This is a genomic window from Candidatus Termitispirillum reticulitermitis, assembly GCF_054655775.1.
In genome coordinates this window covers 13,613-30,655 of the sequence record NZ_BAAIHG010000005.1, presented here as the reverse complement: position 1 = coordinate 30,655, position 17,043 = coordinate 13,613, and the positions used below count along the sequence as shown (strand labels likewise).

Sequence of the window (17,043 nt, the reverse complement as noted above, 5' to 3'; positions counted from 1 at the left end):
TGCATGTAGTATAGATAAGCGGTTTGTAAGACAAAGAATGTCTGCTTGCGGCTAATAAAATTAGGGGTTTCATTATGCTAGTTTTACCGGAACAACCGGCTGAAGCGTTGCATTCATCGGAATGTTGCTATGAAATAGGCAACAATTACTTTTTCGGCGAGCAGGGTTGCGGCGTTGACCGCGAGGTGGCGTTTGAGTGGTATCACCAAGCAGCGGTTCAGGGGCATATTGCGGCGCAGTATAATCTAGGGCTGATGTATAGGTTTGGTCAGGGGATTGCTCGCAACGATGACAGGGCTATATATTGGTACACTAAGGCGGCTGACAAGGGCTATGAACTGGCAATGCTTGCGCTGGCGGATATGTATTATAAGAGCAATAGCAGAGATTTAGAACGGGCATATCTGATATATGCGCAACTAGCAGAGCAGGGCAATGCTGCAGCGTTGTATAATATCGGCAATATGTATGCCAGCGGGGACTGGGTAGCAAAATCGCCGTATATGGCGGAATCTTACTTTCATCGTGCATCCCAGCTAGGACATATCGGTGCAAACTGGAAACTGGAACGAATGGCGGAGAGTTTTGTTTAATTTTGTCGCCACCTCTCCTAAGGGGGGAGTTATATTCTCCCCTCATTTTATCGTCCCTTACCGTCCCATAAGCACCTTTTAGGGTTTGTCTCGTTATTGGTGTCTGTGTATAATCATTATGTGCTTGGGGAAGGATACGCTATCTGGTTGAAATAAAGCTATAGCGGTCTGACAATTTGCGACTGATTTAATGACAACACCAATATGCTAGCGTTGGGTTCTGTTGTTGGTTCTGAGGTTGCACGGAAAAAAGTTGTTAGATTATCGGGTATCGTATCGCCTGATTGCACCTTGGTAAAAGATATTCCATTTTTTATTACTGGTTTTAAGGGTTAGTTAGAGATTAAAAGCTATTCTTAGCCTCCACTGATGAGGAGAGAAATACCTAATAATCTCTGACTGCCCTTAGAAAACCATTCATACGTTCACAGCGTAAGGATTACTTACAACATTCTAGTCCAGTCAAATGTATAATCGCCGACAACTCCTTGTCACGGTGGCGTAAATCAATGTTGCTATAATTTATAGATATGCTAAACTAGCCGTATGGATGTAAAAGAGATTGGTGCAGGGGAGTATAGACACCCGTGGGAATTGTCGCGAGCTGAATGCATACTAGGTATCATACCGCAACCGTCTAATACATACATACATACTACATACATACATACATACATACATACATACGCAGACATTGGCTCGGGAGATAACTACTTTGCAAAAAAGCTATTAGACAAAACGCAGGGCAAGGTTTTTGCTGTTGATTTAGCCTTTCCTGATGCTCAGCGGGACGATGGAGGGGTAATCTGTCTAAATAACATTGAGAAACTAGAGGACAAATCTATAGATTGTGTCTTGTTAATGGATGTTCTGGAGCACGTAGAGGATGAAGGAGCATTTCTGAAAGGTGTTCTCAATAAACTATCAGATAATGGAAGTGTCGTGATAACCGTGCCAGCGTGGCAGTTCTTATGGTCTCCGCACGATTCTTTTGTTGGGCATTTTCGCCGCTATCGCAAGGGGCGATTATTGAGGTTGCTCGTTGACAACAATCTAATAGTAGAAAAGAGCCACTACTTCTATACGAGCTTGTTTGTATTGAGTGCTATAACATTAGTGCTGAAAACGCTTAAAATACGATATGAGCATGCCTTAAATATTGCTGAATACGTAGTATGGGATTATAGCAAAAATGACATAAGAACTAAAATGGCAAAAATAGCATTAAATGTTGATTTCTTCATAAATAAAGTCCTAGACAAACTGCACATTCACCTACCGGGGCTATCAATCCTAGCTGTGTGCAAGAAAAATAGAGAATAAAATTGCATTAAGATGCTAAGTGCCTAATGCTTGACAGAAGTGCTCATCATACTATATGATTACCCCTATGGATTTACAGACTAAGTATAATAAACTGCATGAATATCTAGGCTCGCTTGGTAGCGTTGCTGTGGCGTTCTCAGGCGGGGTGGACTCAACATTCCTGCTGAAAGTTGCCCGTGATGTGTTAGCTGATAAAATTATAGCGATTACCGCTAAATCGTGTTCATTCCCAGAGAGAGAACTAAATGAAGCAAGAGCATTTGCGGTGTCTATCGGCGTTAAACATATCATAGTTGAGTCTGAAGAGCTTGATATTGAAGGTTTTTCACATAACCCTACTAACCGCTGTTATCTGTGCAAGAGTGAACTATTCAACAAGATTTGGGCTGTCGCTCGTGAGCATGATATTGTAAATATTGCGGAAGGTTCTAATATGGACGATAACGGCGACTATAGACCGGGGCTTACTGCTATCAGTGAACAAGGGGTGAAAAGCCCGTTGCGTTTTGCAGAACTATATAAATCAGAGATACGGGAACTATCTAAACGACTTAATCTCAACACTTGGAACAAACAGTCGTTTGCCTGCCTATCGTCACGTTTCCCCTATGGAGAGGAAATAACGCCTGCCCGACTTGGTATGATAGACAAAGCCGAGCAGTACCTGCTAGATTTAGGGCTAAAACAAGTGCGTGTGCGTCTGCACAATGGTAGCCTTGCTCGCATAGAGACAGACGATGCGGGTTTTGTTCAGCTGACAGAACAGGCTAGACGGGCAGATGTTTATAATAGATTCAAAGATTTGGGCTTTACTTATGTGTCTATTGATATGCTCGGCTATCGCACGGGTAGTATGAACGAAGCACTATGATAACAGGCACTTTAGTAAATGTTGTAGCGGTGGTTGCTGGCGGTGTAATAGGGCTAGGAGTATCCCGCCTTGGACGCAAGAATACAACCCATGTTTCAAGCGCACAAAACACGCACGGACAATTGTCTGAACGCGTGATGAAAGCATTTGGGCTTGTAGTTATGGCGATTGGCGTTCGTATGATTATGGAGGAGCACGACGTTCTGTCAGTGGTTTTCTGTATTGCGCTGGGCACGTTAATAGGTGAATTGTTAGATGTTGAGGGGGCTATAGAGCGGTTCGGGGAGTGGTTAAAGGAGCGGACGGGTTCTAGCAATGCTACGTTTGTGAGTGCATTTCTTACGTCCACAGTGCTATTTTGTGTAGGAGCAATGGCTTTTGTAGGCTCGTTGAACGATGGATTGAAAGATGAGCCTGATGTATTGTTTGTAAAAAGTATGATGGATTTTGTATCGTCAATTTTATTATCTGCGACAATGGGCATAGGTGTGCTATTTTCCGCTGTTTCTGTGTTGGTTATTCAGGGGGCAATCTCGCTGGGTGCATCGCAGCTAGTATTTTTAATGAACAATCCGCTCTACATAAATGGTTTAACGGTGGTAGGCGGGGTGATGATACTAGGTATAGGTGCAAATGTGTCAGGTATGGCAAAAATACGTGTAGGCAATATATTGCCAGCGTTGCTGTTAATAATATTGGTAGATGCCATTATGATTGCATATAAAGGGACGTAATGGCTAATAAGAACTTAATTATAAAGTGTTTGTGTATTATATTGCTGGCAATTGTGTCCTTTGCTTGCAACAAGAAGCCAGCGCAGCCATCCGTTGACAACTCATCCGCTAGACAGGTCACTATGATTGTTGAAAGCGTCATACCAGAAATCAGTGCTGGTAATGAACTGTTCCTAAAAGGTGATTTTCATGGTGCTATATCACACTATGAACAAGGCTTGAAGCAGAACCGTGCGGTTGCCTACTATAATATGGGTGTCAGCTACTATATGACTAGCGACATAGTAAGTGCAGAAAACTGTTTTAGAAATGCAGTCGTTGAAGACCCTAGCTTTGATGAGGCGGTAATGAATCTTGTTGCTGTGCTTGCCGAGCAAGAGAAGACTGTTGAGGCAGAGAACTACCTTTCACGTCTTGTGAACAAACAGAAGTCTGCTCGCGTGTATATTGATATGGCGAATATATCTATCAAAAATAATAATTCTGCTAAGGCGAAATATTACTATGAAAAGGCTCTTTCCATTGACAACACATCTGACTTCGTCCTGTCAAACTATGCTAACTATCTAGTAAGCATAGGCGAATTAGACGAGGGGGAGCGAATATTAGAGCTTTTAGAGCCTAAAGATTTTGCTGTCCTGTATAACCTTGCCTATATATCGTGGACACGTGGCGACAAAGGGACTGCCTTTGACAGGGCTATGTTAGCGTTCAACCAAGACCAGACTAGCGATGAGGGCAACAACAAACTAGCAACATTGTTTGCTGAGATGAAACGCTATGACAGTGAGGCGGAGACGTTAAGACGATTGATTATATGGAATCCTAAGAAAGAATATCGCCTGCGCCTAATAGAAAGCTATTTGCACAATCTTGATGTAAATAGGGCGGAGGACGAGGCATCTCATCTACTATCAGACTATCCGTCCGACTCTGATGCTATAGTCGCATATTACGGTGTTATGATTGCACGTGGACGTGTGAGTCAAGCGGGCAATTATATTCGCAGTGCTAATAGTCTTTATCCGTATAGCGAACAGTTATTTTACCAACTAGTGCGCCATATTTGCTTGTATGAATCTAACCCGCTGGTAGCGCAGGATATGCTAACAGCTACCAATGCCGATAGTCCATTTGTGAACTTGGCACGGGTGGCGCTCTATTCTAGGATGATGAACCTGTCGCAAGCAGAGGCAATGCTGGCACGTGTGCCGGTGCATACAAGCGATGACTACTTTATCTATAAAAGTTTCCTCCTGTTTAAGCAGGGAGATATGCGTGCGGCTGAAAAGATGGCGTTACAAATAAACGAAACTAAGGCGGAATATTTTTGGTATAACTTCGCTGTAGCATGGAATTTGCATAACTCTGAACGCGTTTCAGAGTTATTGAATAATTATGTGAACGACCAAATCATTACTTTGCGTGTACCGCAGTTTAATTTTACGTTGCTGCCTCTCGGCAACGATATGCCATTTGTCTATAAGTTTGATAATACGCCGACAGACGTGGCTGGTATGTTGTTATATCCGTTTTTCGTAGAACCTGATGAAATGTATCAATTCTTAGCCACAGGCTATAAGATGGTTAAGAATAACGATGCTGATGCTGCACTTGGGGAGCTTGAACGCTCGCTTGCATTCAGCGAAGGGGTGAGGCAGAACAACACGGGGGTGGAGAATGTTATCAAGTTTAACTTTGACGAGGCTATGCATCGTTTCAAGGGTGCAGAAGTTTTATTAAAATCAAATGCATTTGTGTATTATAACATTGGGCTTATGTACTACTTTGACGGCGATATGAATAGTGCGCTTACGTATTTTAATAATTCCATATCACAGAATAGCTATATGTCCCCTGCTCACCTAGGGCGCGGGCTTGCACTGGAACGGATGGGGGATATAATAGAAGCTAAAGGGGCGTATAGTGCGGCTATTTCCAGTGCGGATGAATATTTAGGGCTTACCAGTCAGCATGCAGGGCAGACTACAAATATGTTGCTGACTATGATAAAACAGGCAAAGTATCTAGCATTTATTGCGTTAAACGTTCCAGATAAGGTGATTGCTGAGGCTGATAACGACACTAACCCTAATAATTACACTAAAGGTATCCGCTCGCTTGCGCAATATATGGTTAATAGAGATGAGCGACATTTGCGAGAGTTCGGTAAAAGCCCGCTATATAGGAGCAAAGAGTTGCAATATTTGATAGAGTTGTCAACTAAACCTGCGTCTGGGATTGTTGAGCATCCGTCAGATGACCTATACACCGTGATGTCGGCGAAATATATTATGGCGCAGCGCAGGCGAACATTGTCTGATATGTATATCAGCGCACACCTTGATAAGAAACGTGTCAAGGTAGCTATGGTGAACCTTGCAACCCTGCTACACGACAAACCGCTGGGCATTCGCCACTTACAGGAGCTAGGACGTGCCGATATGGGGTATGTTCCGCAGTATAAGGCGGCATTATACTTTTTCCTATGGACTAGGGACTTTGTCAATGCAGAAGCAACTCTTGGCACGTTGCTACAGATGAAACAGCTAGACAAGGAGAGTACGTATTATATGCTGTTATACTATCTGATAAACCATAATGCGCCACGCCTAGACGAGACTCTGCCAAACTACACATTGCAATATCCATGGGACTACCGTAGCTTAATCCTCACAGCCGCAAAACAGCTGAAAGACGAGAACTATCGCGAATTTCTTTCGCAAATCACCTCTATGATGGAGAAAGACCCATTCCTGTTTGATAAGATGCCATTGGCACTGGACATAGAAAGGTTCTAGTAAATTGTATAATTTTTCTTGACTTTTCGTCCTATTATAGCTATTATATTAGCTATAATAAGGTGAAAATAGTATAAATGGATAATATATTAGCTATAAAGCTAGGGTTGATTGAACGAATAAAAAGTCGCCGCAAAGAGGCGAGACTTTCGCAGAGTGTATTGGCAAACAGGACTGGCGTCAGTCTTGGTTCAATCAAGCGTTTAGAAAATAAGGGTGAAATATCGCTATCTGCTCTATTCAAAATTGCTGTGGTGTTGGGCTATGAAGATGATTTTAACCAGTTGTTTGCCCGCAAGAACTTTCAATCGTTAGACGAGATTATAGATGCAAAATAAAGTTATCAATATTTTTTATCATGGACAGAAGGTCGGTCGCATAGCAATGAATGGTTTTGTGTGCGCCTTTGAGTATGATGTGCAGTGGCTGGCTAATGGCTTTTCTATCTCGCCATTCTGTAGCTGAAAAGGTCGGGCTAGACCTAAAAAAGGCAAGGGAAATTATAGGGGAAGTAAAGACAGTGTTTATAGGCTGATGAGCTACTATAATATCTGATTCAAAAATTGCTTCAGTCGTTCATTTTTTGGGTTGTTGAAAAAGTTTTGCGGGGTGTCAACCTCTAAAACCGCTCCTTGGTTCATAAAGACCACCTTATCAGCCGCTTGATTAGCAAAGCCCATCTCGTGCGTTACCACCACCATAGTCATACCCTCGCGGGCAAGCTGTTTCATAACATCTAACACTTCGCCTATCATCTCTGGGTCTAGGGCACTGGTCGGCTCATCAAACAATACTACCTTAGGCTTCATAGCAAGTGAGCGCGCAATTGCCACCCGCTGCTGCTGTCCGCCAGACAGTTGCGAGGGATACGCATAAAACTTGTCTCCAAGCCCAACTTTCTGTAAAAAATATTTAGCCGTTTCTTCAGCCTCCTCGCTTGACACTTTACGGACAACACTAGGTGCGAGTGTCACATTATTAAGCGCAGTCATGTGCGGGAATAGGTTAAAACTCTGAAACACCATCCCTATCTCAGCCCGTAGGTTATTTATGTTGAAACTATCGCCCATTAAATCCATCCCGTCAACGATAATCTTGCCGCTGTCTGGTCGCTCTAACATATTAAAAGTTCTTAAAAACGTTGACTTGCCAGAGCCGCTGGGACCGATTATGACAACAACCTCGCCTGCCTCAACCGTGAGGTGGGCGTTATCCAGCGCACGAACGTCCGTATGCCCCACAGAGGTGGCAATAAATGTCTTGCAAACATCTTTAGCATATATTATAGGTTCAGGCATTATGCGATATTATACAGAAATTACATAAAAATACAAGCAACTACCAGTGCTTAACTTTTTATGCTATTTTCTTATTTTTATGGTATATTTACAACGCTATATATCATGTTTTGGTTGGAGGGCGCATGTTTATTGCTAATGCGGGGGAGCTTTCTGGCGACAACTACAGAAAGAAGCTAAATTGTTCGGAGTCTGTGCTTCAAGCCTTTGATGAGCTGTGCAAGCTTGGCGTCGGTAGCGGTGTAAGGTTAGCCACTGGGTTTGGTGGTGGGATAGGTCATTCAAATGACATTTGCGGTGCGCTTTCAGCTAGCATAATGGTGCTGGGTGCTTTGAAGGGACGTATTGAGCCACAGGACGGCGACTTGTCAGAGATTTATAAACTCAGCAAAGGTTTTCATAACTGTTTTAAGACACAATTTAATGGCACAACATGTGATGTCATACGCAAACATGAATTTGGGACACGTGAACAAAGACTCAACTGCTTAGATGTAATCACTAAAACGGGCGAGCTGTTAGCGAAATATTTGTCCGATAACGCTTTAACGAGAATAGGTTAGTTTGCAACAGGTTGCCTTTCAAAACTATTCACTATACAACAGATGGAAAGCTTCACCCCTGTTGTTGGATAGACTACACCTACGGTGAGTATGCACAAACAAATGTGTATTGAGCTTGGGTTGATAGATAAGATGGATGGGGTTAATGTTTCTGTCCATGCCGCTAATTAGCACTAATCACTACAAAATTTCCACAACTGGTCGTCTGTCTTGGTATTTGCGGAAGTAGCGTCTGACGGTGCGAATAATTAAATCTCTGCCACCCTTAACCCCCGTATGAATATCCTTTAACATACCTTTCAGTTGTGTGCTTTGTGCATTGCTCATAGTGAATCCATACGTGCGCACCCGCACGCCCTTGCCGTCTAACCCCAGTAACACAAGCCCATCACGTGCTAGTTGCCTGCGCACATTCAACCCGTCATCGTCAAATAGATAGTTGCCCCTGTGGTCGGCATATAGCCTGCCAGACGGCACCTCTCTCTTATTCATAAAGGAACTATCCCTAAAAATGAGCTTTTCCCCAGACTCCATGAGCAAACAGTTATCAGCTCTAACGCCAGACTTAACTGCAACATCAATGTTTTTCTTGATGTGCATATACTCGCCATGTATAGGGATAAAATATTTGGGCTTGAGTGCCTTAATGAGCATCTCCGCATCTTTCGGCGTGATATGTCCTGAAGTATGCACAAACTCATCACTCGCCTGCACTACATCTGCCCCAAGTCGCATAGCGGCGTTTATGACAGCACTTATGTTCATCTCATTGCCGGGTATAGCCCGTGAACTAAATATTAACGTATCGTCGTCCGACATCTTAATGACTCTGCGCTCATCAAAGGCTATAGAATGCAATGCACTGGCAAACTCGCCCTGACAACCCCCAGCCATATACACTAAATCATCAGCAGGTTCGTGGAACGCCGTATTAGCCGTTAGTAGCATATCATCGGGCAAATCTATCAGCCCCATCTCTTTAGCTATCAACGTAGTGCGCTCCATAGCTGCTCCTACTATGACAATCTTGCGCCCGACGCGTTTAGCTGCCCGCGCTACCGAGCTGACACGAGTCACATTAGAGGCAAATGTTGTGAAAAATATACGTCCTTTAGCCTGCTTAAATAGCTTAACGAGATTCTCATAAACCTCTTCCTCACTGATATTAATCTTGTTGCTTGAGTTAGCGTTAGTAGAGTCTAACAATAGGCAGGTGAGGTTATCTGTTTTTAGACTTGCAGCTAGTTTATTAAAATTATCAGCTCGCAAGTCTGACATGTGCAACGCCGAAAAATCGCCGCTGGTAAGGCGCAAACCATACGTATCAGGGATAGAGTGTGGCAATCTGACGAAATCTATCTTAAACCCGCCAATTTCATGGCTACGTTGCCCATCAACAACTTTAATCTCTGCTTTTGTCTGCCCGTAGCTGAGTTTATGTTCCACCAGACGTGCCGTGAACGCCCCTGTGTATATAGGCACTCTTAAAATATCAACTAGCATATCCACGCCACCGATGTGGTCTTCATGACCATGTGTGAATACTATGCCGTCAATTTTCTTTTTAATCTGTTTTAGATAGTCCATACGCGGGTAGAGGCAGTCAACACCCGGCATAGAGGCATTCGGAAACATCACCCCACAGTCAACTACCACTGCATTGCGTGCTGTTTCATAGACATATAGGTTCATCCCTATCTCGCCTGCCCCGCCAAGACAGGATATTTGAATATCATTATTCTGCATTAGAACAATAATATACTAAAATAAACAGATTAGCAAGGGGGAAAAGCCTTTATATCGTGAAAATTCTTCTTGTTATGTCTAAAAGTTCTGTCAAGAATGCATTAGGAATAGTTTCTACACTGCCACTATGCCTTGCTGGTAGCAGTTCATTCACCCTTACAGCATTTCCATCGTAAAACCCTTTAACTGCTAACATGACATTACCCTCAACTACCTTATGGATATATAATAACAGACAGAATGAAAACCTGTCAAGTTTTACCTTGGCAACTATACACCCGACTAGATTAAAAACAGGTAAATTATGCTTGACGAAAGTACGTCAAATATACTCCAGCAATAGCTCATAAGCCAATAAAAAGTTTGTAAATTTAGCCAAGGTTAGAATGACACGTTTTTTACCTTTGTAGCACGATTATTTTTAGATGTCAAAAGAAATGCTATGAGTCCCTATCCTAACCCTTCCCAGCGGTTTCACCGCCACCCCTCTTATATTCTCCCCCAACGGGGGAGTGTCTCCGCAGGAGACGAGGGGGGTTTGTTCAGCCATTGACGCTCATCTAGGGGGAGAGAAATACCCGTTCATAACTTTCTCAAAATAATCTTGGTTAGTTTTACAAAAGGGGAAAAATAGCACAATGCCTATACTGAACTGGCTTACACGTGAAGAAGACTTGAAAGCGGCGAAACACACGCCGTATCGCTTGCTAACCGAAAAACCTGAACTTTCTTATGGCGATAAAAACACTGGCAATATGCTTATTCAAGGCGATAACCTACAGGCACTTAAAGCCCTGTTGCCTTTCTATGCGGGGCAAGTTAAGTGTATTTTTATAGACCCGCCATATAATACTGGAGCAAGAAAGGATGCAGATGGTAAAGATGTTGGATATGATGATAATTTAGAGCATTCTATTTGGTTGGCTATGATGTATCCAAGAGTAGAATTATTAAGGGAGTTATTAGCAGAATATGGTGTAATATCTATTCAAATAGATGACGATGAAATGGCATACTTAAAAGTCATTATGGATGAAGTATTTGACCGTAGCAATTTCTTAAACACAATCAGCATCAAAGCAAAAGTTAGTTCTGGGGCTAGTGGCGGAGGTGAAGATAAGAAAGCCAAGAAAAATACAGAGTTTGTGCTTATGTATTGTAAAAATAGAATTAAATTTGTGTATAGAAAATTATACACAGAAACCCCGATAGATGTTCATATTCAAGAGCATAAAGATGAGGATAAAGGATTTTACTATACTAGAATTATTATGGATTTTGGCAACCGAAAACAAATAGAGGAAGTAGATGGGCTTAAAGTATTTGAGCATACAGATTTTGTTTTTTCTAGTATCTCAAAAGTAATGAAAGAAGAAAATCTAACACAAAGCCAAGCATATTCTAAATATTATGATAGAATATTTATGGTTACCAATGCCCAGACCTCAATTTTGCCGAGAGTAAATGGTATTGTAAATGAAAAGCAAAAACTAATATCATTTGATTATATTCCAACAAGCGGGAAGTCAAAAGGACAGGCAACAACGAAATATATCTGGAATGAGACTTTGGTTGTTTGGTTTAAGGACTCTGCTAATAAGATAGGAGATAAAGTTTCAAAAACAGAGGAACTTGGCACTTCTTGGGACGACATTTCTTGGGGAAGATTAGATTTAGAAGGCGGTATTGGCTTTAAGAATGGAAAGAAACCTGAAAGTCTTTTGGAAAGAATACTAACTATGTATTCCGATAAAGGCGACCTTGTCCTTGACTCGTTTCTTGGCTCAGGCACGACTGCTGCCGTAGCTCAAAAGATGGGACGGAGATATATTGGCGTTGAGATGGGTGAACACGCAAAAACGCATTGCGCCGTGCGCCTGCAAAAGGTAATTGACGGCGAACAGGGCGGAATAAGTAAAGCTGTCGGTTGGACTGGCGGTGGCGGTTTTAGGTTCTTTGAGTTGGGCGAGCCTGTATTTGACGAGGAGGGCAATATTCAGCCGAATATTACCTTTGACAACCTTGCTACCCACATTTGGTTCAGCGAGACTAAAACACCTTGGAACAAACCAACTACTGCCTCTCCATTTTTAGGGGTGTATAACGGTGTCGCTTATGCACTGCTTTATAATGGTATTTTACACGATAAACGTGTGAACGGCGGGAACGTATTAACCAGTAAAACGCTCAATATAATAACTTCTTGCATAGGCAATCTCCCCTACGACAAACTGGTAGTTTATGGGGAAGCTTCACGGGTTAGTAAAAATATAGAGTTCAAGCAAACTCCGTATGATGTAAAGGTGAGATAATGGTGCTAAAGCAATATCAGCAGAATACACTAGATATTCTTAAAAAGTTCTTTGAACGTTGCCGTGTTGTGGAGCATAGAAAGGCGTTTAGGGCTATAATAAGCGAGCCTGAAGTCAAGGCTAGACTAGGGACGTTGGACGAAGATTACAAAGTTTGGGATGGCATACCCAACACTCCACGTATTTGTATTAAAGTCCCTACTGGTGGCGGAAAGACTATCATAGCAGCCCATGCAATAAAGATTATAAGTGAAACGTGGCTTTCGCGCGATTATCCAGTTGTTTTGTGGTTCTGTCCAAGTGATGCTATACGGAAACAGACGGCAGAGGCACTTAAAAACCCACGACATCCATATAGAGAGGCGTTAGATGGGCAATTCGGCGGACACGTGCGTGTATTTGACCTTGACGACAAGTTCAACATAAGACCGCAAGACGTAGAGGACAATGTTTGCATAGTCGTGTCAACAATACAGTCCTTTGTAAAGGAAAACACTACTAAATACAACGTCTATAAGGACAACGAAAACTTTCAAGAACATTTTGCCCGTATGTACTCAACAGCTGGGATGGAGAGGAAAGAGGATAGCAGTCGGGTTAAATACTCATTTGCTAACCTATTGTTTTTCCACAAGCCCATAATGATAGTTGACGAGGCACACAACGCTGTCACCGATTTGACCGCTACAACACAGAGCCGTATTAGCCCATCCGCTATTATTGAGCTGACTGCTACTCCACGCAAAGCTAACAATACCCTGTATAACGTAAGTGCAACAGAACTTAAAGAGGAAGAAATGATAAAACTTCCCATTGCTTTGGTTGAACACTGGAGCTGGGAGCAGATGATTGATGAGGCTATAGCAAAGAGAGCCGAACTTGAAAAAATAGCCGAACGGGATAAAGATTACATCCGCCCAATTTTGCTGTTTCAAGCTCAAAATAAGGACGGCGAACTTAATGTTGATGCACTGAAAGCACATCTAGTTGACACGGCAAATATTCCAGAAAATGAAATTGCAATAGCCACAGGCGAGCAACACGAACTTGATAATATCAATGTTTTTGATAAAAGTTGCTCTATAAGGTATATTATAACCGTTGAAGCTCTAAAAGAGGGCTGGGATTGTTCGTTTGCTTATGTTCTCTGTTCGCTTGCTAATGTTAGGAGTAGCACATCAGTGGAGCAACTGCTTGGACGTGTTATGCGTATGCCCTATGCTAGGGCAAGGGAGAAAGCAGCACTTAACAAGGCTTATGCCTATGTTTTATCAAGCAAATTTGGCGAGGCGGCAGAGGCTTTAGTTGAGAAATTAGTTAAGAAAGGGTTTGACGATAACGAGGCTATGGCGACTATAGAACAACTGCCAACTAAAAGCCTGTTCGGTCAAGATATAAACAAAATAGAGCTAGAGAAACCTCTACCCGCTAAAGATATACCAGCAAGTATGACACAGGCAGGCAAATTTCTTATACTTACTCGTGAAACTACCGAAGAAGATATAGAGATTGTATGCAAAGTGGCAACTGAAGTTGATAGTTTCAAGATAAAACAAGTATTTACAGCGTTCAAGAGCAGTGAATCTGTCCCGTCCCCTGCAAAAAGTGGGGAGAAGTTTAGTGTTCCTTGCCTTATGGTTGATGTTGATGGTAAACTTGTGCATGCTACCCCTGACATTATATTTGAACAGTTTGATTGGGATATTGAAAAGTTCGTCTCGCCTAAACTTGAAACTGATGAGTTTAATATTGAAGCACAGGGCAGAGGGTTTATTATAACCATTGATAATGAGAAACTCCAATATGCTATTGATACAGAGCAATCGTCTGTTAGTGTTGCAAATGTTGGGGATTTACCCGTGCAACGTCTAGTTGATTGGCTTGATATTAGACTACATCAAGATGATATTACACAAGCTAAAATGAGAAGTTGGTTAAAGCAAGTGGTTGACCACCTAACCGAAGCAAAGGATGTCAACCTTACTACCGCCAACATTGCCAAGTATGCGCTAAAAGACAAACTGGCGACTAAAATCAGTTTAGCTCGGAGCAAAGCTAAAGATGAGTCTTTTGCGATATTTATGCGAGAGGGCAAGGGTGCAATAGACTTTAACATTGCAGTTGAGTTCACAGAGAATACGTATGAAGACCAACTTTCATATCACGGCAAGTTTAAGTTTGCTAAGCATTACACCAGCAGAGTGCCACAAATTGATGGGAATGGGACAGGCGAAGAGTTTGGGTGTGCCCGAGCCATTGATAGTCTTGGAGAGGTTAAATATTGGATAAGGAATGTTGCTAAACACCCATATTCATTTAGTTTGCCAACTGCAACAGGCAACTTTTATCCTGATTTTGTGGCATTGCTGGATGATGGGCGAGTTTTAGTTGTGGAGTATAAAGGACTTCACTTGATTGATTCAAAGAATACTAAAGAAAAAGTACAAATTGGCGCATTATGGGAAGAGAAAATGCAAGGTAAGGGCTTATTTTTGATAGCGGAAAGTTCTTCCAAAGACGGGCTAAACGTTGCAGAACAGATAAAGGCAAAAATTAGAATAGACAAGTAGTATCAGCAAATGGAGAGGAATTGCAAGTGAAAGCCCTTTGCTTGAAGTGAGATGTAGACAACGTCATAAGAGGCATGCAGTGAACGATGTAGATAAAAACGAACTAGCAGAGTTTAGGGAATATCAAGAGTGGAAACGCACTCGTGCGGATGCATCTGCACGAGGGGTGTATGTTGCCAAAGCGGTGCAAAACAACGAGTATAACAGCTATGGTAGCAACAGAGGGTATAAAGACGTGTCTGACGGGATAATTGACGCAATAGGCACTTTAATTCTCTACGGAATAGTGGCGTTTATAGTAATAATTTTCATAGGCTGTGGGTTGATAAGGTGTGCTATATGAACATCACGGATTATACGAAACGTGCCGAACGTGCTGATAAGTTGTCAGCGGATTTGACGGATATAAAAAGCTATGAGGAGCGACAAGAAACACTTGCACTACTCAAAATATTGGCACTTGGCAATAAACAGATAGACGAGGGCAAATATATCCCCGCTAGTGAAGCCATTAGACAAGCTAGAAACGCATATAAAGCTAATGCCAACCTATGAAGTATTTCTTACTGACGAAGCCAGTAGGGATTTGTCCAGTATTTACAGCTATATAGCCGTTAACGATATGCCAGAAAAGGCGGAACGTGTAATGAAGTGGTATTGAACATTCATTCAACAGCCTGTTTGAACTGCCTAATCGTGGAACATACCCCAAAGAACTGCTTGGGATTGGAATGAAGAATTACAGGGAAGTATTTTATAAGCCTTATATAATATACACCGTCAGTGAGATGTGCGTATATGTCGTTCTCATAGCTGATGGGCGCAGGGGTATGCGGACACTGCTAGAAGCTAGGTTGTTGTCAGTGATATGACATCTCTATCAAAATCAAGTTTGTTAAATTCCTCTCTATAAGCCATCCCTCTTTTAAGTTCTATGCTTGTTGCGTATGTAATCAACCCATTTAGATAGTTATAAAAATAAAGCTGTCCCATCTTCTTGTGCATATCACAAAATCCGATAACGCCGTATTTTTTTGCGAACTTTAAGTAACCCTCAATCTTATGGCGGTATTCTTTGCGCAATAAAGTTTCTTGCTTATCAACAACAATACCCGTAACAATTTTTCTTGAGCCTATTGGAACGTATGTAGTTTTTTTGGGGTTTTGTTTGAAACCGTGCATGTGTAGCACGGAACGTATTTCTTTAATTATATCTTTGGCTTCACTCCTAGAGATATTCTTTTGATATGATGAGAATACAATATCATCAGAATATCTTGTATACGTTAAATTCTTTTCAACAGCTAACTTCTCAAGTTCATAATCCATAGATTTGCAAACTATATTCGCCAACATTGGACTAGTAGGTGCTCCCTGAGGCAAGTGTCTTGATTTGATTGATTCACTATATATTGAATATTTTTTTGGGGATTTAACTTGCTTTCTGCCCGCTATTGTTGTCAAACGAGCCATCTCAAAAGACAATAAAGGATTATAACCAAAAGACCTAAAAACTTTATAAACTTGCCGTTCAGAAATATTTATAAAAAAATCTTGTATGTCTGACTTTATCAGAAATCTAGCTGCAAGATGTTGTTGGGCATTTTTCAATGGAGAAGTTCCTTTTTTATAGGCTGTAACAGACGTTGGAATGTTTTTAGATTCCTGCATAAGAATAAATTTATTTATCCATTTTTGAACTTTTAACAATTGTGGGTCTGGAGCGGTAATTTGACGTTTTCTCCCGTTTTGTTTTTTTATATAAAATACTCTATATGGCTTAATATGCGTAGCAACAATCTCTCTCAAAAAATTGTAAGAAACCTTGCAGACGAGGGACAGATGTTTTAATGTAAAAATTATTGGAAATCCTTTATCATAAAGTGTTTTGGCGTATTCATGCATTTCCTGCAAAGCCACCTCGTCTTTGGCTTCATTCCTGCCTTCCAGTAAAATATTTCTTGGTGTTACGTCTTCCACATTTACCTCAATAAAATAAACTTTGATTTTGGTCAAGGTTTCAAGATACAGCTCCTGCCTAGCATATCTATCAACTAATCAATACTATACTAGGCAAGAGCCAATAAAGGAGCAAAAGTTTTACTTTGACTCGCGAAACGTAGTAGAGCGAGTTTATTGCTCTGGTTTCTGTCAAGCATACCGCAGACATCAATAAAGCAGAGCAATAAGCTACGTGGCGTAGCCTAAAAAATCTCACTTTGCCAAAGG

18 protein-coding genes are annotated in these 17,043 nt (G+C 41.6%); 14 read left to right on the top strand and 4 right to left on the bottom strand.

The genetic code is table 11. From position 1 onward, the window contains the following. Positions 1-74 precede the first annotated feature (74 nt). From AC1MDJ_RS01380 to AC1MDJ_RS01345, 8 genes are all read left to right on the top strand, one after another. Entirely contained in the window at positions 75-593 is a 519-nt protein-coding gene (locus AC1MDJ_RS01380; RefSeq protein WP_479689165.1) for a tetratricopeptide repeat protein, read from the top strand. 204 nt (positions 594-797) lie between these two features. Beyond that, positions 798-929, top strand: coding sequence for a hypothetical protein (locus AC1MDJ_RS01375; RefSeq protein ID WP_479689164.1), 132 nt, complete (start codon positions 798-800; stop codon positions 927-929). 210 nt (positions 930-1,139) lie between these two features. Next, the gene (locus AC1MDJ_RS01370) at positions 1,140-1,916 is read left to right on the top strand and encodes a class I SAM-dependent methyltransferase (protein WP_479689163.1); all 777 of its coding nucleotides are present in this window, start codon (positions 1,140-1,142) and stop codon (positions 1,914-1,916) included. Positions 1,917-1,983: 67 nt separating this feature from the next. Beyond that, a complete protein-coding gene (larE, locus tag AC1MDJ_RS01365) occupies positions 1,984-2,790 on the top strand; it encodes an ATP-dependent sacrificial sulfur transferase LarE (RefSeq protein WP_479689162.1) in 807 nt (268 codons plus the stop codon). Continuing rightward, positions 2,787-3,524 (top strand): DUF554 domain-containing protein, encoded by a 738-nt coding sequence (locus AC1MDJ_RS01360; protein ID WP_479689161.1) that lies wholly within the window; start codon positions 2,787-2,789, stop codon positions 3,522-3,524. Before larE ends, AC1MDJ_RS01360 begins: the two co-directional genes overlap by 4 nt. Beyond that, positions 3,524-6,325 (top strand): tetratricopeptide repeat protein, encoded by a 2,802-nt coding sequence (locus AC1MDJ_RS01355; RefSeq protein WP_479689160.1) that lies wholly within the window; start codon positions 3,524-3,526, stop codon positions 6,323-6,325. The genes AC1MDJ_RS01360 and AC1MDJ_RS01355 overlap by 1 nt, the downstream gene beginning before the upstream one ends. Before the next feature lie 77 nt (positions 6,326-6,402). Next, positions 6,403-6,663 carry a helix-turn-helix domain-containing protein gene (locus AC1MDJ_RS01350; protein WP_479689159.1) on the top strand — a complete coding sequence of 87 codons (261 nt, stop codon included), beginning with the start codon at positions 6,403-6,405 and terminating at the stop codon, positions 6,661-6,663. Next, a complete protein-coding gene (locus tag AC1MDJ_RS01345; protein ID WP_479689158.1) occupies positions 6,653-6,790 on the top strand; it encodes a hypothetical protein in 138 nt (45 codons plus the stop codon). Before AC1MDJ_RS01350 ends, AC1MDJ_RS01345 begins: the two co-directional genes overlap by 11 nt. A 77-nt stretch (positions 6,791-6,867) precedes the next feature. Here the strand turns inward: AC1MDJ_RS01345 and AC1MDJ_RS01340 are convergent, their stop codons facing one another. Continuing rightward, positions 6,868-7,623 carry an amino acid ABC transporter ATP-binding protein gene (locus AC1MDJ_RS01340; protein WP_479689157.1) on the bottom strand — a complete coding sequence of 252 codons (756 nt, stop codon included), beginning with the start codon at positions 7,621-7,623 and terminating at the stop codon, positions 6,868-6,870. A gap of 125 nt (positions 7,624-7,748) precedes the next feature. On the opposite strand from AC1MDJ_RS01340, the gene AC1MDJ_RS01335 reads away from it, so the two are divergent. Further along, entirely contained in the window at positions 7,749-8,186 is a 438-nt protein-coding gene (locus tag AC1MDJ_RS01335; protein WP_479689156.1) for a C-GCAxxG-C-C family protein, read from the top strand. A 180-nt stretch (positions 8,187-8,366) separates the two neighbouring features. On the opposite strand, the gene AC1MDJ_RS01330 is transcribed toward AC1MDJ_RS01335, so the two are convergent. Together AC1MDJ_RS01330 and AC1MDJ_RS01325 are read right to left on the bottom strand one after the other, a co-directional pair. Next, entirely contained in the window at positions 8,367-9,932 is a 1,566-nt protein-coding gene (locus AC1MDJ_RS01330) for a ribonuclease J (protein WP_479689155.1), read from the bottom strand. Between the two features lie 49 nt (positions 9,933-9,981). Further along, entirely contained in the window at positions 9,982-10,128 is a 147-nt protein-coding gene (locus AC1MDJ_RS01325; protein WP_479689154.1) for a hypothetical protein, read from the bottom strand. 442 nt (positions 10,129-10,570) lie between these two features. On the opposite strand from AC1MDJ_RS01325, the gene AC1MDJ_RS01320 reads away from it, so the two are divergent. From AC1MDJ_RS01320 to AC1MDJ_RS01300, 5 genes are all read left to right on the top strand, one after another. Continuing rightward, complete coding sequence (locus tag AC1MDJ_RS01320) at positions 10,571-12,244, top strand: site-specific DNA-methyltransferase (RefSeq protein WP_479689153.1); 1,674 nt, start codon at positions 10,571-10,573, stop codon at positions 12,242-12,244. Next, positions 12,244-14,814: a DEAD/DEAH box helicase gene (locus AC1MDJ_RS01315; protein WP_479689152.1), complete on the top strand. Its 2,571-nt coding sequence runs from the start codon at positions 12,244-12,246 to the stop codon at positions 14,812-14,814. The genes AC1MDJ_RS01320 and AC1MDJ_RS01315 overlap by 1 nt, the downstream gene beginning before the upstream one ends. Before the next feature lie 79 nt (positions 14,815-14,893). Then, complete coding sequence (locus tag AC1MDJ_RS01310) at positions 14,894-15,157, top strand: hypothetical protein (protein ID WP_479689151.1); 264 nt, start codon at positions 14,894-14,896, stop codon at positions 15,155-15,157. After that, the gene (locus AC1MDJ_RS01305) at positions 15,154-15,369 is read left to right on the top strand and encodes a hypothetical protein (protein WP_479689150.1); all 216 of its coding nucleotides are present in this window, start codon (positions 15,154-15,156) and stop codon (positions 15,367-15,369) included. Before AC1MDJ_RS01310 ends, AC1MDJ_RS01305 begins: the two co-directional genes overlap by 4 nt. A 176-nt stretch (positions 15,370-15,545) precedes the next feature. Continuing rightward, positions 15,546-15,686 (top strand): hypothetical protein, encoded by a 141-nt coding sequence (locus AC1MDJ_RS01300; RefSeq protein ID WP_479689149.1) that lies wholly within the window; start codon positions 15,546-15,548, stop codon positions 15,684-15,686. On the opposite strand, the gene AC1MDJ_RS01295 is transcribed toward AC1MDJ_RS01300, so the two are convergent. Further along, positions 15,664-16,794 carry a reverse transcriptase family protein gene (locus AC1MDJ_RS01295; protein ID WP_479689148.1) on the bottom strand — a complete coding sequence of 377 codons (1,131 nt, stop codon included), beginning with the start codon at positions 16,792-16,794 and terminating at the stop codon, positions 15,664-15,666. The two genes, AC1MDJ_RS01300 and AC1MDJ_RS01295, sit on opposite strands and share 23 nt — an antisense overlap. Between the last annotated feature and the right edge of the window lie 249 nt (positions 16,795-17,043).